Genomic DNA, 18,787 nt, shown 5'->3' with positions numbered 1-18,787 from the left:
GGGACGCCCGCGCATCCGTCACCGTACCGGCGCACGGGACCGTACCCGGGCGCGCGCCGCCCCCGGTCGCCCGGGGCGCGCGGGGATCCGGACACGCCGGGCCACCCCGATGGCTCCGACGACGGAACCACGCGGACCGTACGGACCACACGATGCGTACGGGCCATGCGGGCCATGCGGGCCATACAGGTCATCCGGGTCATCCGGTCAGAGGCGGGCGGCGTTGACCAGCCGGACATAGCGGGTCCAGTCCCAGTGGGGTCCCGGGTCGGAGTGGGTGGCTCCGGGGACCTCGTGGTGGCCGATGATATGGGTGCGGTCCTTGGGGATCCCGTAGCGGTCGCACACCCATGCGGTGAGCGCCGCCGAACGTTCGTAGAGGGCCGCGGTGAACCACTCGGGACGGTCGACCCAGCCCTCGTGCTCGATGCCGACGCTGCGGGTGTTGCTGGTCCAGTTGCCCGCGTGCCAGGCGATGTCCCGCTCCCGTACGCACTGGGCGACCGCCCCGTCCGATGAGCGCACCACATAGTGGGCCGACACCCTTCGCGCCGTGTTCCGGAAGATGGCGAGGGTGTCCTCGAAGGTCTCCTGGGTGACATGGATGACCACATGGGTGATCGGGTACGCGGACGGGCGTTCGGACGCGGTGCGGTTGGAGGCCGCCGCAGGGGTCCAGACGGCGGTGGGATAGTCGGTCGACGCCGGTGCGCGATGCCCGCCCGGCTGCTGCGCACCGGCCGCGCGGGCGTCGGCCAGGGGCGTCAGGGTGAGGCCGGCGGATACCGCCGTCGCGGCCCTGAACAGTGCTCTTCGGTCCATGGGACCTCTCCAGACGGTTGTGGGCGGGGAGGGGGACGGTGGCCTCCCCGCTGTGCGACACCGGGGAGGTCGCCAGCAGGATCTCCTGTCGGTGGTGGTTCGCCGGGGATGTCGGTACTCCACCGTGTCGGCGGATTCCGGGTCGGGTCGGAGCGCGTCGGGGCGGGACCACGGTACGGCGGCGCCATGGCACCGTGAAGGAGTTCATCCCGACTCCCTGTGCATCGACCTCTTCTGTGCTAGGGGAGTTCGGCGCGCGGCACAGGGAGAAGCCGCCCGGGACGGTGTCCCGGGCGGCCTCCCCTGCCTGTGTCGGTCGGCGCCCCCGGATCAGCCGGTCAGCGGGCGCGGCAGCCGTACCCGTACGACATGGGTGTCGACGCCGCTGTCCACCAGCCGTCCGTCCGGGTCGAACGCCCCGGGACCGTCGCTCATCCCGAAGTCGTTGTCATTGATCACGGTCAGTTCGCGACGGCCCGTCACCGCGACGCCCTCGATCTTCCCCGGCACCCCGGCGACCGGCCCGAGATCCACCACCAGGCTCTTCCTCAGCACCGGCACACCCGCACCCGCCGGGTCGCCGAGCTGTTCGTAACTCGGCGAGGTCGCCGGGTCGTCCCAGCCGCTGCCCAGGATGCCCGCGCCCCGCGGCAGGACGACCCGGTGCAGCCGCGCCGCCCGGTCGGTGCGCTCCTGCACCAGCAGGGTGTCGCGGCCCACCGCCACCAGGGCGGAGATCTTCAGCTCGGAGGTGTCCGTCTCACCCGGGTCGACCACGTCCACCGCGTCGAAGCGGTACGCGTACTCGGCGGTCACGGCCCGCTTGTGCGGCGAGAAACGCAGCAGCCGGACATTGCGCGACGACTCGCCCGCGTCCGTGTCCGGGACCGACAGCGGACTCTGGACTGCGGCGACCAGGTCCCCGCCGGGCAGCAGGGCCAGCCCCTCGAATCCGCGGTTCTGCTTGCGGTGGAGCAGGATCGACGGCAGCGCCTCGATCACCGGATAGTCCGCACCGCGCAGCCGCAGCCCCTCGGGAACGTAACGCGCCAGTACCCGCCCCTGCCGGGAGACATGCACCAGCGACGGCCCGTACTCGTCGGCCAGCCAGAACGAGCCGTCCGGGGCGCGCACCATGCCCTCGGTGTCCAGCCCGTCCGGGTTGTACGCGAGAGGCCGCTGAGCGTCGTACGTGTACGGTGCCTCGTCCCGGGGCGCCTGGTTCGGCAGTCCGGTGACCGCTCGCCCGGAGGAGGTCGTCAGCGGGATCGCGGTCAGTACGCGCACCCGCTCCTCCTCGACCCGGATGCGCACCAGCGCGGGATCGAACCCCGGCACCGCGAAGGTGCGGCGCTGGACTCCGTCCACGCGGATCCGGCCGTTCGGGCCCCGGTCGGTGACGGTCCAGAATTCGCCCTTCCGGCCCGCCGGGTAGATCGCGCTGCCGATACCGCCGAGACGGACCCCCCGGTCGTCGGCGACGGAACCCGGCAGCAGTGCGTTGCTGAACGCGCCGAGAGGTATCTCGTCCAGGACGGCGCTGTGGGTCACCCGGGGCGCCCCGCCCGGGGCGGCCGTGGCGGGCGCGGGAACCAGCGCCGAGCCGCCCGCGACGGCGGCTGCGGTGATCAGGGCGACGGGGAGCACCCCGGCACGGATACGGAACGGATGACTACGGGTACGGGTGACCGGGCGGGTGCGAGTGACCAGAGGGGTACGGGTGACCAAGGGGGGCCTCCTGCGGGTCGGGCCGGTACGGATGGCGGACCCGCCGACCGGGGGGCCGGCCGATGGGCCGGGCGGTACGGGCGCCCCCTGCGGAGAGCGACCGTACCGGGGCCCCTGGTGCGGTGGGTCCGGACGCCGTAAGGCGTCCGGATGAACACTGCCGCACCTTTCCGCAGCCAGGGGGCCGTTTCCCGGATTCCGGCGCACCGGGATCGCCTGAACAGGCGGGGAGGCCCGCCCCGGTGTGTGCCCGCCTCCGGAACGGACGGGTCAGCCGGTCTCGCCCAGGGCGTCCGCGAGGGCCGACTCCGGGTCGGCGGCGGCGGGCCCCGCGGGCACCCACCGGCCGGCCTCCCGGCGGAAGGGCCACCAGCGGCCGTCCGCCCCGGTCCGCAGCTGCGCGTCATGGCCCACCACGGTCCAGCGGCCGGGTCCGGCGGCCCGCAGCCGGGGCCGCTCCGCCGCCTCCCATGCCGACTCCAGCGCGGCGGCCGCCCGCTCCAGCACCGCCGGGCCGGGCGCGTCCGTCCCGTCGAGGACCGCGAGTGCCTCCGTGCCCCCGGCCCGCCAGGCCCGTGCCGCCGTCTCCAGACCGGCCCGCTGCCGACCGCCGCCGGTGGCGAGGCGGCCCAGGACCGCGGCGCCCGGCGCGGCGGCGGCGAGCCGTACCGCGTCCTGATCGGGCGTCAGCGGCGGGTCGAGCGGCCGGTCGCCGTGGTCCGGTGCCAGGGCCGCCAGCAGCATCCGGCGGGCCCGTGCCGCCGCGTCCGCGGCCAGGAACTCCAGCGCCCGCGGATCGACCCCGGCCGGCGGGGCCGTCTCGGTGTCCAGCGCCGGAGAGCTCCCCGCGACGGTGGGCACCGGGGGCAGCGGCGGCAGGCCGGGCACCCGCGCCGCGTACGCCCGGTCGGCCGGAACACCCCGGGGCGTCCGGACCTCCGCCGCCCCGTCCGCGCGGGACGGGGTCGCACGGGCGGCGCTGCGGGCCTGGAGCTCATCGACCAGCCGCCGCTCGTCCCGGCCCCGTACCAGCAGCAGGACCCAGGGGTCCCGGTCGAGCAGCCGTGCCACCTGGTAGGCGAGGGCGGCCGTGTGCGGGCACACGTCCCAGGCGCCGCAGCCGCACTCGCCCTCCAGATCGCCGACCCCGGGGAGCAGGTCGACACCGGCCGTGGCGGCGTCCTCCACCAGGTGCGGGGGCATCTCGTGGTCGAGCAGCGCGGCGATGTGCCCCGCGCTCTCCACGGCCATGTCCAGGAACCGCTCCCAGGCCGGAGCGGTCAGTTCCGTCAGCAGCACATCGGCGCGGTGGCCGGTCCCGTCCCGGTCGCGTACGACGGCGGTGATCCGGCCGGGGCGGACGGACATCGCGCCGACCGCGCCGGAGCGGGCGATCCGGCGCCCCCGGGTGAGCTGCGCGGAGTCCAGCGCCGTCCCCTCCAGGGCGCCGACCCACGCCCTGCCCCACCAGCTCCGGGCGAAACCGCCACCCGCGACGGGCGGGAGCGCGGCGAAGGTCCGCTCCACCGGCCGGGCCGCCGGCTCCGGGCCCCGCCCGCTGCCGCCGTCCTCGTGGCCCTCCCCGTCGTGGTCGTCGTACACGTCGTACGCGCGGTCGTCGTCGTGGCTGTCGTTCTCGTGCTCGTGGCCGTGGTCGTTCATCGAGCGCCGTCCTCTCGCAGTCGCACCAGATCCGCCAGTTCGGCGTCGCTCAACTCGGTCAACGCGCCCTCGCCGGAGCCCAGGACGGACTCCGCGAGCCGCTGTTTGCGCGCCAGGAGTGCGGCGATACGGTCCTCCACGGTCCCCTCCGCGATCAGCCGGTGGACCTGGACGGGGCGGGTCTGGCCGATGCGGTACGCCCGGTCCGTCGCCTGTGCCTCCACCGCCGGGTTCCACCAGCGGTCCAGATGGACGACATGCTCGGCGCGGGTGAGGTTGAGGCCGGTGCCCGCCGCCTTGAGGGACAGCAGGAAGACCGGGACCTCGCCGTTCTGGAAGCGGGCCACCATGGCGTCGCGCGCGGCCACCGGCGTCCCGCCGTGCAGGAGTTGCGCCGTGGTGCCCCGTGCCGCGAGATGCCGCTCCAGCAGCCGGGCCATCCGGACGTACTGAGTGAAGATCAGCACGCTCGATCCCTCGGCGAGGATCGTGTCGAGGAGCTCGTCCAGCAGCTCCAGCTTGCCCGAGCGTCCGCCGAGGACGGGATCCTCCTCCTTGAGGTACTGCGCGGGGTGGTTGCAGATCTGCTTGAGGGAGGTCAGCAGACGGACCACCAGACCGCGCCGCTCCATCCCCTGGGCGTCGGAGATCGCCTCCAGGGTCTCCTGCACCACCGCCTCGTACAGCCCCGCCTGTTCGGGGGTGAGGATGACGGTCCGGTCGGTCTCGGTCTTCGGCGGCAGTTCCGGCGCGATCCCCGGGTCGGACTTGCGCCGACGCAGCAGAAACGGTCCGACCAGCGCCGCCAGTCTGCGGGCCGCCTCCGGGTCGCCGCCCTCGGCCGCTTGGGCGCACTGGCGCCGGAAGGTGCCGAGCCGTCCCAGCAACCCCGGGGTCGTCCAGTCGAGGATGGCCCACAGCTCCGAGAGGTTGTTCTCGATGGGGGTGCCGGTCAGTGCGATCCGGGCCTTGGTCCCGATGGTGCGCAGCTGCCGGGCGGTCGCCGAGTACGGGTTCTTGACATGCTGGGCCTCGTCGGCGACGACCAGCCCCCAGGGGACGGAGCCGAGCCGTTGGGCGTCCAGCCGCATGGTCCCGTAGGTGGTGAGGACGACCGTTCCGGCGGCGGGGGCGTCCAGTGTCCGGGCGGCGCCGTGGAAGCGGTGGACGGGGGTGCCGGGCGCGAACCGCTCGATCTCCCGCTGCCAGTTGCCCAGGAGGGAGGCGGGACAGACGACCAGGGTGGGGCCCGCGGTCGACTCCTGGGTCTGCCGGTGCAGATGGAGCGCGATCAGGGTGATCGTCTTGCCGAGGCCCATGTCGTCGGCGAGACAGCCGCCGAGGCCCACCGAGGTCATCCGGTGCAGCCAGTTGAGGCCGCGCAGCTGGTAGTCGCGAAGGGTCGCGGCGAGGGCGGCTGGTGCCTCCACGGGGTCGATGGCGCTGCCGGGTGCGGTGTGACCGGTGGGTTCCACGGGAGTGGTGAGATGGTCGCGCAGCCGGGCGAGCGCGCCCGAGGCGGTCGTCCGCACGGTGCGGCCGTCCAGGTCGAAGCTGCCGGTCAGCGCCGCGTGCAGGGCGTCCGCCGGGGAGAGGGACCGGTCCTTGGCCGTCCCGGACAGCCGGACCTCCTCGGGGTCCACGAGCACCCACTGGTCGCGCAGCCGGACGAGCGGCCTCTTGGCCTCGGTGAGCCGGTCCAGCTCGGCACGGGTCAGCGGCTGGTCGCCCAGGGCCAGATGGCGGCGGAGGGTGAAGGGGGCGCCCGCGCCGAGGAGGGAGGGCATCCCGGAGGAGCCCGACGCGCGGCCCGCACTCCCGGGATCGGTGGGGTGTACGGGATCGGCGGCGGCTTCGGTCGGGTCGGGGGCGCCTGCGGCCTCGGGGTCGGTGTGGTCGCCGGGCAGTCCGACGACGGCCCGGGTAGTGAGCCGCTGGGACAGCTCCCGGGGCCAGTGGACCCGCATCCCGCTCGCCGCGAGCGCCTCGGCGGCTCCGCCGAGCAGATCGACCACGTCCTCGTCGGCGAGGGTCAGCGCGTCGGGGACCGCCGCCTGCAACAGCGGGGTCAGCGCGGGCCAGGCCCGTACCGCCCGGCGCAGTGCGAGCAGGGTGTCCGTCCGGGTCCGGGGGCCGAAGGCGGGGTGCGTTCCGTCGCCGTGCCCTCCGTCGGTGCCGTCCCCGCCCGCCCAGACGGTGACGGCGTCCGCGACGGCGGACGGGTCGCTCGCGCTGTGGAGCTGGAGTACGGCCCGGAAGCCGGGCTCCCGGCCCATCGCGCCGCCGTCGGCGGTCAGCTCCATCCGCAGGGAGAGCCGGACGCCCGCGTCATGGCCCGCCGCCACATCCGCGGCCCAGGCCCGCAGCTCGGGGAGGCGCTGGGGTGCGGTGGCGGTGAACGCCGGGCCGCCCGCGGCCCAGGGGGCGGCCGGGGTGCGCGGCAGCATATCGGCGACCGCGTCGAGGAAGGCGCGCACCAGCGGCTCCGGCTCCGGGAGCAGGGGGATGCCCAGCGCTTGGGTGTCCTGGCCCCCGGGCGCGGCCGGGTCCAGGGGGACGGCATGGGCGGCGGGCGGCATCGCGGCGGCGAGCGCCCGGATCCGCTCCAGGTCCTCGGCGGTCGCCGGGCCCATCCGCCAGCAGTCGTGGCCGTTCGGGGAGAGCCCGGGCAGCAGCAGTCCGCGCGCGGTGAACTGGAGGGCCAGGATCGCCGCGGCACCCCAGAACGCCAGGGAGGGGGAGGCGCCGGGGGCCGTGCGTGCCCGGGTGAGCAGCGGAAGCGCCGTCTCCAGGGGCAGGAACAGCGCGTTCACGGTGTGCGGAAGCAGATCCTCACCGACGACGGTCAGCGGTCCGGCCGTGCCGGGGGACCGGTCGGAACCGGGGGTACGGGGCGCCTCCGGGGCGGGGGTGCCACCGGGGTGCCAGAGGGCGATCCTGCCGGTGCGGAAGGGTTCGCCGGGGAGGAAGACCGCGCCGGCGCGGGCGACGGGGCCGAGGGATGCCGGAGAGAGGGGTGTGTGCACAGCGATGATGCATTCCTCAAACTTGACTAGTTCCGAGCGGGAGTCGCCGAGGATACCCGAGGGAGGCCTCGTGAGTGGGGAGTGGTGGCGTGATGTACGCCACTCGCCCCTGTGGGGGGCCGGGTGTGAGGGCCGGGAGGGGGGTGGGTCGGGGGTTCGGGGAACTTCGCACGGCCTTCGGGCGTTCTCCGATGCAGGAGTGGCCCGCAGGGGGGCGGTCCACCAGGCAAGGAGGCACCGCTGTGACGCCACGTACGAAGATCATCATTGGGGGAGTGGCCGTCGGCCTGCTGCTGATGCCCTTCATCGGCTTCTGGTTCTCGCTGCTCGTCGTGGTGGGGGTGCCCGCCGTGGCCTATCTGATGCTCGACCCCGGGCAGCGGCGCAGGCTGCGCCGGGTCTCACGCAAGGAGCTGGGTCGCTGACCGCTGTTGGCTGACGGCGTGCCGGGCCGGCGTGCCCGGTCGGCGTGGCTCAGTCCGGGTGTGTGGCCATGGCGTCGAGAGCGGCCAGCAGTGCGGGCAGCCGAGGGCCCCTGGGCACCGGAAGCACCTCGCCCGGTTCCTCGTCCAGCAGGACCAAGGCCATGTCATCGGTTCTGGCGACCAGGGACCATCCCGGTCCGTCGGCCCGCAGCATGCGCGCCCCGCCGGGCGCGAAAGCGGAGCGCACCCTGCCCGCTGGAGGCATCGACCGTGTGTAGCCGTCGGCCTCCTCCAGCGCCCGCCGCAGGCCCGGATGGGAGAGCGGGGGGCGTCGTGCCGCCGTCCCGGGGTCCGGCCGTAACGGCGCCTCCTGGATCCGGCCTCGCCACTCGGCCCACCTCAAGGCGATCTCGTCGGCGCCCAGTCGTCGGCGCGCGGGGCTCCAGCCCCTGGCGTCGGGTGCCCTGAGAAGGGGTGCCCCGCCGGTCCCGGCGGGATCATGGGGCGCCGGGCGGCCCGGGGCCGCGAGCGCCAGCGGCAGCGGCCAGCCGGGCAGGGCCGTCACCACCGTGTCCGGTCCGGGGGAGAGTCCATGCTCCAGACCGCAGTCCCAGGCGGCGACCGCGACGGCGACGAGCGAGACATCGTCCACCGCCACGGTCCAGCGGGCGCCGGCGGAGTCCTGGCCGAGCACCAGCCCGTAACCCACGGAGCGGGGCGGGAGCCCCAGGGCCGCGCAGGCGGCCGGGAAGTCGTCCCCGAGCACGGCGGGGAAGCGGGCGGGGGTGAGCAGGACCGCCGTGAGCACGGCGAGGGCGTCCTCCTCGCCGATGTCGTCCGGTCCGGCCATGGTGCCCTCCCGTGTGATCGCCACCGCGTCCGGGGAACCGCCTGTTGACGCCTGCCCCGGTACGCCCGCCGGTACGCCCCGCGCCTGTCCGCCCGCCCGACGGTGGAAGCATCGGCGGGCGCACCCTAACCAGTCGGTAACCTCGCCGTCGAGAGTGCCGGGCGGTTTCCCGGTCGGGCACGGAGGGCGCCTGCGCCGGGCTCGGGCGGGGCCCCGGGCCCCGGGCCGTGCGGCGGCGCGGGTGTCACCCGACCCCGGGGCCGAGGTGGTCGCGCTGCCACTCCTCCCTGGTCAGGGCGTATTGGACATCCCCGTGTTCGGCCCCTTCGACCGGGTCCGGCCAGTCGTCGAAGAAGGTGCGGACATGGCGGAGTCCGGCTTTCTCCATGACCCGTCGCGAGCGGGAGTTCACCGTCATGGTGGTGGCGAAGACCCGCTCCACCCGCAGTTCCGTGAATCCCTTGCGCACGAGCGCGCGGGATCCCTCGGTGGCGTAACCACGGCCCCACGCGGACCGGTTGAGGCGGTATCCCAGTTCCACGACGGTGGCGTCCTCGTCGCTCGGCGGGCGGAACTCGAACCACCCCAGAAAGGACCCGGTCGCCCGTTCCTCGGCCGCCCAGAAGCCGGGGTGGCCGAGGCACGGGACCGTTCGTGTCAGCAGCGGCAGCACCTCTTCGCGGACCGCTTGCGGGGTGGTGGGCCGACCCCCGTTGAGATGGCGCATCACCTCGGGATCACTGTCGAGTGCGTACACCTGGGGCAGGTCCGCCGGGGTGAGGGCGCGCAGCGACAGCCGCTCGGTGGTCAGGAAGACATCCATGATCACTATCTTTCGGTATCCCGGGCGGACGGGCCATCGGATATTCCGGCGGCGGGCCCGGCCGAACCGCACAGGTGTCCGGGGATTTCCCGTTCTGTGAATTCCCGGGAGAAGCCGGGCTCCTGGCGCGACGGGCGATGTCATCCGTCGTTCTGAATATGCCGCTCGAATGTACGCTCCCCGTGTGCGCGATTCCGTGCTCCCGTTGCGCCTTGCTCTGCCGTCGCCGGTACGAAAGGCTTACCGCAACACGGGGAACGTATGAGCGGGGAGGACCGACCATGCCGCTGAGCAAAGGACTCGACTGGCTGCTCGACGACTTGACCAAGCGGATCGAGCACATCAAACACGCGCTGGTGCTCTCCAACGACGGTCTGGTGACCGGGGCGAGCGCGGGGCTCGCGCGGGAGGACGCCGAACATCTCGCGGCGGTCTCCTCCGGGCTGCACTCCCTCGCCCGGGGATCCGGACGGCACTTCCGGGCCGGCCGGGCGCGCCAGACGATGGTCGAGTTCGACGAGGCACTGCTCTTTGTCACCGCGGCGGGCGACGGCAGTTGCCTCTGTGTCCTCAGCGAGGCCGAGGCCGATGTCGGCCAGATCGCCTACGAGATGACACTGATGGTCAACCGGGTCGGCGAACATCTGAGCGTCGCCGTGAGACAGCCCGTCGTCGACCGCCGCTGACCGCCGCTGACCGCCGCTGACCGCCGCCGATCGCGCCGAAGGATCCGGAGACGGATCCGATGTACACGCCCTGACCTGCGTGAACATCAACGCGATCGGAGTTATCCACAGGCCCCGACGGTCGGGGCGACACGGGGCTATGGTCCTTCCAGGAGCACGGAACGCTCACGGGGGAGACGACCATGACCGTGGAGAACGCGCTGACTCCGGCACAGGCCGCCAGGCTGCTGGAGCTGCGGAGGACCGAGTTCGATCTGGCGGTGCTGCTCGGGCGGATCCGCACCGCGCCGGGGGCTCCCGGCGTGCGGGTCCCGCGCGAGGAGATCCTGCGGCTGCGCGGGGAGGAGGGATTCCCCGGCGAACTGCGCGCACGGGTGAGGACGGTGGCCACCGCGGAGGGAGCGGGCCTGCTCGGCATCGGCCGTGCGCGCTTCACCCGCCTCGCCCGCACGGGCCGGATCGCCCCGGCCGGCTTCACCCTCAACCGCTACCACGTCGTGGTCTGGCTCTATCTCGTCGATGAGCTGGAGGAGTTCGCCCGGGACCATCCGGAGCTGCTCACCGGCAGGACACCGCCATGGCTGCGAGCGGGCCCGGAGCAGGAGGAGGACCGCCGTCCCCGGGGCTGGCGGGCCCGGCGGCTCGCCCTGCTGCTGCGCGGCACCGAGGACCCCTGGGCCAGGGTGGCGGCCATCGCCGCGGCGCTCGATCCCGGGACGGTCGCCGAGCTGGTCCCGGATGCCGCCGACCGTGCCCGTCTGGGCTCGCTGGGCCCCGCCCCGGAGAGTCTTCGGTTCCGCACGGCCGGTGCGCGGGACATGGCGGAGCGGCTGGCCCGTGCGGACCGGCCGGATGAGATCCGGGCGCTCCGGGAGCGGCTCGCGCTGGAGCTGGTCCGGGCCCGCGCGGCCGGGCCGGTTCCGCCGTCGGGGCCCTGCGTCGTCCGCCCCTCGGCCGGGCCGCCCCGGGTTCCGGGTGCTGGGGAGGGGAGCCCGGGTGCCCCTGCCGCGATGGGCGGGCTCCTGGTCCGGCGTGTGTATCGGGTCGGCGAGGGCCGGTCCCCGGGTGTGCGGGCACCCGTCGTGCCGCTCGGAGCGGGTCCCTCCGGGGCCCCGGTGGCACGGATCGCCCGGACGGTACCGGTGTGTGCGACGGACCGGCCCGGGGCCGCTGCCCCCGAGCCCTCCCGGCCGCACCCATCGGGCGGTGCGCCCGGAGCACGGCGCCGCTTCCCGGCTCCCGCGCCCTCACCCGCGCCACATACCGTCCCTGGCCGTACGGACCCGCGGCGGCCACCTCGCCGCTCCGGCCGTCGTTTTCCCGGACGGGCGCTGCTCGGACGGCTTCTGCGGCGCCCCGGGGCCGACCGGACGGAGCTGCCCGGATGAGGCCGGGCGGCGGCCTGCTCGGCCGGGCCCTCGACCTCGGATCACGGCTGTGGAGGGCGCTGTGGGCCACCCCGGGCCCGCCCCGGAGCCCGGTGCCGCGACCGGGTCCCGCACCGCGCCCGCTGCCCGGACCACGCCGGGCACCGCGCTCGGACCGGGCTCCGGGCGCGGGCTCCGGCCCGGGGCGGCCGTCCGGGAGACCAGCCCGGACGGCGCCCGCCGCAGGGCGGGTCTCAGCCCTTCAGCTCCCGGCGCGCGTCGACGAAGGCGGCCACGGCTCGCTCCACATCCTCGGTCGAGTGCGCGGCGGACAGCTGCACCCGGATCCGGGCCTGGCCCATCGGCACCACCGGGTAGGAGAAACCGATGACATAGACCCCGCGCTCCAGCAGGAGTTCCGCCATCCGCCCCGCCTCGGAGGCGTCACCGATCATCACCGGGGCGATCGGGTGGTCGCCGGGCAGGATCGCGAAGCCCTCCTCGGTCATCCGGCTCCGGAAGAGGGCGGTGTTCGCGGCCAGCCGCTCCCGCAGGTCCCCGGCCGTCTCCAGCAGATCGAGCACGGTGAGCGAGGCGGCGGCGATCACCGGGGCGAGGGAGTTGGAGAAGAGGTACGGACGGGAGCGCTGCCGCAGCAGTGCCACGATCTCGGCGCGGGCCGCGACATAGCCCCCGGAGGCGCCGCCGAGCGCCTTGCCCAGGGTGCCGGTGATGATGTCCACCCGGTCCATGACCCCCGCCAGCTCGGGCGTGCCCCGTCCGCCGGGGCCGACAAAGCCGACCGCGTGGGAGTCGTCCACCATGACCATCGCGTCATAGCGGTCGGCCAGGTCGCAGATCTCCGCGAGCGGGGCGACATAGCCGTCCATGGAGAAGACGCCGTCGGTGACGATCAGCCTGCGGCGGGCGTCCTGGGTCTCCTTCAGCCGCTGCTCCAGCTCGGCGAGGTCACGGTTGGCATAGCGGTGCCGGGCCGCCTTGCAGAGCCGGATGCCGTCGATGATCGAGGCGTGGTTGAGGGCGTCGGAGATCACCGCGTCCTCGGGGCCGAGCAGGGTCTCGAAGACCCCGCCGTTGGCGTCGAAGCAGGAGGAGTAGAGGATCGTGTCCTCCTGGCCGAGGAAGGCGGAGAGCCGGGCCTCCAGCTCCTTGTGGACGTCCTGGGTGCCGCAGATGAAGCGGACCGAGGCCATGCCGTAGCCCCAGCGGTCCAGGGCCTCCTTGGCCGAGGCGACGACCTGGGGGTGGTCCGCCAGGCCCAGGTAGTTGTTGGCACAGAAGTTCAGCACCTCCCCGGAGGCGACGGAGACGGTCGCGCTCTGCGGGGTGGCGATCACCCGCTCGGGCTTGAACAGTCCGGCCTGGCGGATCTCGTCGAGCGTGCTGCGCAGTTCGTCGCGGACGGAGGCGTACATCGGCGGGGGCTCCCTGGGTGTGGTGGGCGGAGGGCGGCGGGAAGGGCGGAGAGGGCAGGCGGGCGGTCAGCGGGTCCAGTCAAGAATGATCTTGCCGCTCCGGGCCGTCGCCGCCTCGTCGAACGCGGCGTCGAACTCCTGATACCCGTAGCTTCCGGTGATGACCGGGGTCAGATCGAGCCCGGCCTCCAGCAGCACGGTCATGGCGTACCAGGTCTCGAACATCTCCCGGCCGTAGATGCCCTTGATCGTGATCATCGAGGTGACGATCCTCGCCCAGTCGACGGCGAACTCGTCCGCGGGCAGACCGAGCATGGCGATCCGCCCGCCATGGGTCATGTTGTCGACCATGTCCCGCATGGCCTCGGGGCGGCCCGACATCTCCAGACCGATGTCGAAGCCCTCCTTCAGGCCGAGGCGCCGCTGTGCCTCGGCGATGGGGTGCTCGGCGACGTTCAGGGCGAGGGTGGCCCCCGCCTTGCGGGCGAGGTCCAGCCGGGCCTCGCTGATGTCGGTGATGACCACATTGCGGGCCCCGGCGTGCCGGGCGACGGCCGCCGCCATGATGCCGATCGGACCGGCCCCGGTGATCAGGACGTCCTCGCCGACGAGCGGGAAGGAGAGCGCGGTGTGCACGGCGTTCCCGAACGGGTCGAAGATCGCCGCGATGTCCAGGTCGACCTGGGTCCGGTGCACCCACACATTGGAGGCGGGCAGCGCCACATACTCCGCGAAGGCGCCGTCGCGGCCCACGCCCAGGCCGATCGTGCTGCGGCAGAGATGACGGCGCCCGGCGAGGCAGTTGCGGCACTTTCCGCAGACCAGATGGCCCTCGCCGCTGACCGTGTCACCGACGGCGATATCGCGCACATCGGCGCCCACGGCCGCCACCTCGCCCACGAACTCGTGCCCGAGGACCCGGGGGGTGTCCACGGCCTGCCGGGCCCAGGCGTCCCAGGAGCGGATATGGAGATCGGTGCCGCAGATCCCGGTGCGCAGGACCTTGATCAGGACATCACCCGGCCCGTACTCCGGCTCCGGCACGTCCATGAGCCACAGGCCGGGCTCGGCGTACTGCTTGACAAGTGCCTTCATGGGTGCGGCTCCAGGCATGGTCGCGGGCGGGGAGGGGGCGACGGACGGACGGCGGCACGCGCCGCCCGGGGCGATCGGACACAACGGCTCCCGGCCGTCGGACCTCCACCAATCTGCCCAGGGTGGCCCCGGGAGTCCATCGAGGATTTCTTAAGCGGGCCCAAAGCGGAGCTTCATACGGTGTCCGCAGGGCAGCACCGGAGGGGCCGGGAGCCGGGGCGCACACCTGCGGGTGCGTTCCGGGCCGTACGGCCGGAGCCCAGGAGGGCGATGGTGGCAGGGCCGCCGGTGCGGGGGCCGGATCCGATGCGGGCGGATCCGGCCCCGACCCGCCACCTCCGAGGGGCCCGCGCGCCGCCCGGGAGGGCATGGTTCGCACATCCGGCCCCCGGGTGCGAGCCTGGGAGGATGAGCTGGGCATCGTGGACGACCACGGGTGTGTACTCCGGGCGCGGCGGGGTGCTCACCGACGAGGTCGGCGTACTGACCGGGGATCTCACCGTGCACACCACCTGGGCCGACGGCGAGGCGCGCGTCGCCATCCAGTACAGCGGGGCGTCGGACTGGTTCACCATGGCGGGCAGCCCCCTGCCGTGTCCTTCGGAGGAGAAGAGCAGGACCCTGCACCAGGCCGTGGTGCAGGCGGTGCGGAGTGGCGGTGGCGCCACCGTTCCGCCCCTGCCGCACCAGGCCGCCTGACACCCGCCCGAGGGCCCGCGCCGGGCCGGGCGGCGGGAGGGTGTGTCCGGCCACCGGACGGCCGGTGGCGGGGCCCGCACGGCGCTGCTGACAGAATGGCCAGGTGATCGACCCCCGACGGCTGCGCGTTCTGCGGGCTGTGGCGGACCACCGTACGGTGACCGCCGCGGCAGCGGCCCTGTACCTCACCCCCTCGGCCGTCTCCCAGCAGCTCAGCGCGTTGGAGCAGGAGACAGGCCACACCCTGCTGATCCGTAACGGCAGGGGCGTCCGGCCGACCGCAGCGGGGGAGATCCTGCTCGGCCACACCCATGCCGTCCTCGCCCAGCTGGAGCGTGCCGAGGCCGAGCTGGCCGCCTACGCGGGCGGTGTGGCCGGGGAGGTCACGGCCGCCGCGTTCGCCACCGGTATCGCCGAGGTCGTCGCTCCCGCCCTGGGGCTGCTCGCCGCCGACCACCCCGGTATCCGGGTCCGCGTCCGGGACGCCGAGGGCGACGAGAGCCTGCCGCTGGTCCTGGACGGCGAGGCCGATCTCGCGGTCGCGGTCGAGTACCGGGGCGCTCCCGGTGCGGACGACCCCCGCCTCGCCCGGGTGCCGCTCTATGCCGAGCCCTTCGACGCCGTGCTCCGCGCCGATCATCCGCTGGGCACCGCGGGGCCGGTCGCCCTGGCGGAGCTGGCGGAGAGCGAGTGGATCGGCCCCTACCCCGGAAACCCCTGCCACGACATGATCGTCTTCGCCTGTGAGCTGGCCGGATTCCAGCCCCGGCTGGTCCACTCCTCCGACGACTTCCGGGCCGTGGTCGCCCTCGCCGGGGCGGGTGCCGGGGTGGCCCTGGTACCGCGTTCCGCGCTGCGCGGCATGGAGCTGACCCATGCGGTCGTCCGGCCGGTGTCGGGCACCGCGCCCACCCGCCGGGTCTTCGCCGCCGTACGGCGCGGTGCCGAGCGGCACCCTCTGATCAGCCCGGTGCTCGACTCCCTCTCCCGGGCCGCGGGACAGCTCCCGGCCGGCTGACCACCCCGCTCCCGGGCCCACCCCGCACCCGCCGACGGCCCGCACCCCGCCGACGGCTCCGGCCCGGGCGGCCCGAGAACCTCGGCGGCCCCACCGACCCGGCCGGGGTCCGAGCGCCGTCGTCGGCCGTCCCGGCCGGGGGCGGAGGTCAGTGCGGCGGAGGTATCAGGGCGGCCTTGAGGCCGGACTCCCGGTCGGACCGGGCGCCCCGCCGGAAGGCGCGTTCGTAGACGGCGTCCCCGGCCACGGCCCGTGCGGCCTGTTCGCACTGGGCGCGCACGGCGGCCAGCTCCGGGGTGCCGCGCTGGGGGTGGCCGACGGTGCTCCAGAACGCCTGTCCCGTGCCGTACACCAGGCCCGCGCGTTCGCCGTCCCCGCCCGCCGCGATGGCGGCGGCGAGCAGATCGAGCCCCAGCGCGATCCCGAAGCTGTCGCCGATGCCCTGCTTCCCGGCGAGCATCGCCCGCGCGTGCTCGGCCGCCCCGTGCGGCTCCTCGTCGAACAGCGCGATCAGACTGAGCTGGTAGTCGAGATAGGCCCGGGTCCAGGACTCACCGCGCGCCACGCACCCCCGGCGCAGCCACAGCGCCCTCTCCCGGGCCTCGGGCAGCCGCCCCAGGCCGGTCAGCGCGAAGACCCGTACCAGATGGCAGCGGAGCCCGTCCGCCGAGTCGAAGGGTTCGCACCCGGTCTCCGTCAGCGCCGTGGCCGCGATCCGGTCGGCGTCCAGCGCACGGCCCGTCAGCAGGGCGATCAGCCCGGCCAGATAGGCCGCGGCCAGAATCCCCTCGGCCTGCCCGGCCCGCCGGGCGGAGCGGGTGCAGGCGTCACTGACCCGCAGGGCGGTCCCGTACTCCCCCTGGAGGGTCGTCGCAACGCCGAGCGCCCACAGCGCCCGGGTGCGGTCCGGGCCGCCCCCCGGGTGGGCGGCGAGCGTCTGCTCCAGATACCCCCGGGCCTCATGGAGATGGCCGCAGCAGCTCCAGAAGAAGCCGACCAGGCCCACCAGACGCAGCGCCCGTTCCGGAGCGGTGGCCAGGAGATGGTCCAGGGCGGTGCAGAGATCGGTGTGGGCGTCGCCGACGGCGCGGTACCAGTGCGCCTGCTCGGGCCCGAGCCAGGCCGTGTGCGCCACCTCCGCGAGCCCGAGGAAGCGGTCGGCGTGCCGGTCGGACACGGCGCCGTCCTCGGCGAGTTCCCGCAGCCACATCCGTCCGTAGTCCCGGATGGTGTCCAGCATCCGGTAGCGGACGCCCCCGCCGGCGGAGGTGCGGACGCAGATCACCGAGGCGTCGGCGAGCCCGTCGAGCAGCGGCCCGACCATCTCGGCGCCGAGCGGTCCACCCGTACACACCTCCCGTGCCGCCGTCTCGTCGAAGTCGTCCCGGAAGACGGTCAGCCGGGCCCACAGCAGCCGCTCGTGCGGGGCGCACAGCTCATGGCTCCAGCCGATGGTGGTGATCATCGTCCGGTGCCGCTCCGGCCGCACCGGGACGCCGTCGTCGGCCCTGAGCACCTCGAAACGGGAGGCCAGACGGTCGGCGACGGCGGCGGTTCCGGTGCGTGCCGCCTGCGCGGCGGCCAGTTCCAGCGCCAGCGGGATGCCCTCGACCCGGCGGCAGATCCGTTCGGCGTCGGCGGTGTCGAACCAGCCGTCCCCGGCCGGCTCCGGGGCGCCCGCGGCCCCGGAGCCCGGCGGGGCCGCGGTCATCCGCCGGCGGAACAGCTCCAGCGCCTCCGGCCCGTCCTCCCGGAGCGGCTCGATCTCGATCACCCGTTCCGGGGTCATGCCCAGCGGACGGCGCGCGGTGGTCAGCACGGTCAGTCCGGGCACGGTGGTCAGCAGATCGGCCACCAGGGTGCGACAGGGCGCGAGCAGATGCTCACAGGAGTCGAGGACCAGCAGCAGCCGCTTGTCCGCCAGCCATTCGCACAGCGCGTCCACCGGGGTGCGCGGGGTGTGGTCCGACAGGTCGCAGGCGTCCGAGACGGTGGCCACCAGCAGCCGTTCGCCCTGGAGGGGGGAGAGGTCGGCCCAGGCCACACCGTCGGGGAAGGCCGGGCGCCCGCGGCGCGCGGCCCGTAGCGCCAGCCGTGACTTGCCCACACCGCCGCAGCCGGAGAGAGTGATCAGCCGGTGGTCCCGCAGCGCCCGGTCCAGCCCCGCCAGCTCGCTGTTCCGGCCGACGAAACCGGTGGTGTCCTCGGGGAGATTGCCCAACACCGGTGCAGTGTCCCGCACTTCGGGAGCGGGCGGACGCGCCCGTGGTCCGAATCGCGCCACCCCGTACCGCCCCGCGCCCCTCCTCGGCGCCGCCTTCGCGCCCCTGGGTCAGGAGGGCCGGGGCGCGGACTCCATCGCCTCCTTGAGATTGCGCAGGGTGCGGCGGATGTTGCCGCGCTGGAACTCGGCGAAGGTGTGCCCCCGGGTCGCCAGCCGGTCGAACGCGTTGGCGACGGGGTCCGGCCAGGCCCGCCGGTCGTCCCGCCAGGTCTCGGTCACCCGGGTGCCGCCGTCGACCGGGTCGAAGCGGTACTCCCAGGTGGCTATGCGCCCGCGCAGCAGCGGGCGCCTTCTGCCGATGGCGTGCACCCGGAAGGCGAAGCGCTGGCCGGGGACGGCCGCCGTCACGGTGCAGCGGGTGGTCCAGCGCAGTGGCCCGCGCCGGTTGTGCCCGTCGAACTCCATGCCCACATAGGCGTCGGAGGTTCCGCCGCGTACGGTCGCGCCCAGATTCTCCGGGCTCCAGCGGCCCATCAGGGCGGGGTTGCTCACCTGGGCGTAGATGGCCGCCGGGGCGGCCTGGATGACGATGCTGTCCGAGACCGCGAGAGAGCGTGGCACGGGGGGACTCCGATCCGTCGAGAACGGGGGCTGTGCGGTGCCCTTGCCCCCGGAGCGGGCGTCGACTCCCCTCGGGGGCCATCACCGGTCCCCGGGCCGCCCGGCCGGGCGGAGGACGGCCCCGGGGGACGACGGACATGACCCGTCGGTAGGGCCAGCGGGCATTGTCGCATGAACGGAACGGGCGGCCGGTCGTACCGGGTTGACGGAGCCCGGAGCCGTACGGGAGCAACCAGTGCGCGCTTGCAAGTAAATGTGCATGCAATTAATGTGTGTGCAAATAAGCCGCCCGTGCAATCATCCGG

The 18,787-nt window shown here is 74.3% G+C and carries 15 protein-coding genes; 5 read left to right on the top strand and 10 right to left on the bottom strand.

Annotation, left to right across the window (positions count from 1 at the left end; all coding sequences use genetic code 11):
* Window positions 1–207 precede the first annotated feature (207 nt).
* From ABT354_RS13185 to ABT354_RS13170, 4 genes are all read right to left on the bottom strand, one after another.
* Window positions 208–822, bottom strand: coding sequence for an N-acetylmuramoyl-L-alanine amidase (locus tag ABT354_RS13185; protein ID WP_351492783.1), 615 nt, complete (start codon window positions 820–822; stop codon window positions 208–210).
* Window positions 823–1,152: 330 nt separating this feature from the next.
* The gene (locus tag ABT354_RS13180) at window positions 1,153–2,469 is read right to left on the bottom strand and encodes an esterase-like activity of phytase family protein (protein ID WP_351492781.1); all 1,317 of its coding nucleotides are present in this window, start codon (window positions 2,467–2,469) and stop codon (window positions 1,153–1,155) included.
* Between the two features lie 351 nt (window positions 2,470–2,820).
* Window positions 2,821–4,212 (bottom strand): SWF or SNF family helicase, encoded by a 1,392-nt coding sequence (locus ABT354_RS13175; RefSeq protein ID WP_351492779.1) that lies wholly within the window; start codon window positions 4,210–4,212, stop codon window positions 2,821–2,823.
* Window positions 4,209–7,238, bottom strand: a complete 3,030-nt coding sequence (locus ABT354_RS13170; protein ID WP_351492777.1) for an SCO1167/SCO6262 family helicase — start codon at window positions 7,236–7,238, stop codon at window positions 4,209–4,211. The genes ABT354_RS13175 and ABT354_RS13170 overlap by 4 nt, the downstream gene beginning before the upstream one ends.
* Window positions 7,239–7,480: 242 nt before the next feature.
* Here ABT354_RS13170 and ABT354_RS13165 point away from each other — a divergent pair, with 242 nt between their 5' ends.
* Window positions 7,481–7,663 (top strand): tail-anchor membrane protein, encoded by a 183-nt coding sequence (locus tag ABT354_RS13165; RefSeq protein WP_351492775.1) that lies wholly within the window; start codon window positions 7,481–7,483, stop codon window positions 7,661–7,663.
* A 49-nt stretch (window positions 7,664–7,712) separates the two neighbouring features.
* Here ABT354_RS13165 and ABT354_RS13160 read toward each other — a convergent pair whose 3' ends face one another.
* On the bottom strand, window positions 7,713–8,513 hold the full coding sequence (locus tag ABT354_RS13160; protein ID WP_351493175.1) for a hypothetical protein: 801 nt from the start codon (window positions 8,511–8,513) through the stop codon (window positions 7,713–7,715).
* A gap of 244 nt (window positions 8,514–8,757) precedes the next feature.
* Window positions 8,758–9,336: a GNAT family N-acetyltransferase gene (locus ABT354_RS13155; RefSeq protein WP_351492772.1), complete on the bottom strand. Its 579-nt coding sequence runs from the start codon at window positions 9,334–9,336 to the stop codon at window positions 8,758–8,760.
* Between the two features lie 281 nt (window positions 9,337–9,617).
* Between ABT354_RS13155 and ABT354_RS13150 the strand changes: the two genes are divergently transcribed.
* Both ABT354_RS13150 and ABT354_RS13145 read left to right on the top strand, forming a co-directional pair.
* Entirely contained in the window at window positions 9,618–10,022 is a 405-nt protein-coding gene (locus ABT354_RS13150) for a roadblock/LC7 domain-containing protein (protein ID WP_351492770.1), read from the top strand.
* Window positions 10,023–10,204: 182 nt separating this feature from the next.
* Window positions 10,205–11,410, top strand: a complete 1,206-nt coding sequence (locus tag ABT354_RS13145; protein ID WP_351492767.1) for a DUF6397 family protein — start codon at window positions 10,205–10,207, stop codon at window positions 11,408–11,410.
* A gap of 233 nt (window positions 11,411–11,643) precedes the next feature.
* Here ABT354_RS13145 and ABT354_RS13140 read toward each other — a convergent pair whose 3' ends face one another.
* A complete protein-coding gene (locus ABT354_RS13140) occupies window positions 11,644–12,825 on the bottom strand; it encodes a glycine C-acetyltransferase (protein ID WP_351492765.1) in 1,182 nt (393 codons plus the stop codon).
* Window positions 12,826–12,891: 66 nt separating this feature from the next.
* Window positions 12,892–13,920, bottom strand: coding sequence for an L-threonine 3-dehydrogenase (gene tdh, locus ABT354_RS13135; protein WP_351492763.1), 1,029 nt, complete (start codon window positions 13,918–13,920; stop codon window positions 12,892–12,894).
* A gap of 408 nt (window positions 13,921–14,328) precedes the next feature.
* On the opposite strand from tdh, the gene ABT354_RS13130 reads away from it, so the two are divergent.
* Both ABT354_RS13130 and ABT354_RS13125 read left to right on the top strand, forming a co-directional pair.
* On the top strand, window positions 14,329–14,619 hold the full coding sequence (locus ABT354_RS13130; protein ID WP_351492761.1) for a hypothetical protein: 291 nt from the start codon (window positions 14,329–14,331) through the stop codon (window positions 14,617–14,619).
* A 103-nt stretch (window positions 14,620–14,722) separates the two neighbouring features.
* Window positions 14,723–15,637 (top strand): LysR family transcriptional regulator, encoded by a 915-nt coding sequence (locus ABT354_RS13125; protein ID WP_351492758.1) that lies wholly within the window; start codon window positions 14,723–14,725, stop codon window positions 15,635–15,637.
* Window positions 15,638–15,785: 148 nt separating this feature from the next.
* Here ABT354_RS13125 and ABT354_RS13120 read toward each other — a convergent pair whose 3' ends face one another.
* Window positions 15,786–17,861, bottom strand: coding sequence for an ATP-binding protein (locus ABT354_RS13120; RefSeq protein WP_351492756.1), 2,076 nt, complete (start codon window positions 17,859–17,861; stop codon window positions 15,786–15,788).
* Between the two features lie 108 nt (window positions 17,862–17,969).
* A complete protein-coding gene (locus ABT354_RS13115; protein WP_351492753.1) occupies window positions 17,970–18,482 on the bottom strand; it encodes an SRPBCC family protein in 513 nt (170 codons plus the stop codon).
* Window positions 18,483–18,787: the final 305 nt, after the last annotated feature.

Source organism: Streptomyces sp. NPDC000594 (genome assembly GCF_040299965.1).
Taxonomy (GTDB): domain Bacteria; phylum Actinomycetota; class Actinomycetes; order Streptomycetales; family Streptomycetaceae; genus Streptomyces.
This window is presented reverse-complemented; position numbering and strand designations above follow the sequence as displayed.

Bases quoted from the DNA above. Each gene is read 5' to 3' on its own strand.
- ABT354_RS13145 (WP_351492767.1), top strand. From the start codon at position 10,205: ATGACCGTGGAGAACGCGCTGACTCCGGCACAGGCCGCCAGGCTGCTG.
- ABT354_RS13130 (WP_351492761.1), top strand. From the start codon at position 14,329: ATGAGCTGGGCATCGTGGACGACCACGGGTGTGTACTCCGGGCGCGGC.
- ABT354_RS13160 (WP_351493175.1), bottom strand. From the start codon at position 8,513: ATGGCCGGACCGGACGACATCGGCGAGGAGGACGCCCTCGCCGTGCTC.
- tdh (WP_351492763.1), bottom strand. From the start codon at position 13,920: ATGAAGGCACTTGTCAAGCAGTACGCCGAGCCCGGCCTGTGGCTCATG.
- ABT354_RS13175 (WP_351492779.1), bottom strand. From the start codon at position 4,212: ATGAACGACCACGGCCACGAGCACGAGAACGACAGCCACGACGACGAC.
- ABT354_RS13185 (WP_351492783.1), bottom strand. From the start codon at position 822: ATGGACCGAAGAGCACTGTTCAGGGCCGCGACGGCGGTATCCGCCGGC.
- ABT354_RS13140 (WP_351492765.1), bottom strand. From the start codon at position 12,825: ATGTACGCCTCCGTCCGCGACGAACTGCGCAGCACGCTCGACGAGATC.
- ABT354_RS13150 (WP_351492770.1), top strand. From the start codon at position 9,618: ATGCCGCTGAGCAAAGGACTCGACTGGCTGCTCGACGACTTGACCAAG.
- ABT354_RS13155 (WP_351492772.1), bottom strand. From the start codon at position 9,336: ATGGATGTCTTCCTGACCACCGAGCGGCTGTCGCTGCGCGCCCTCACC.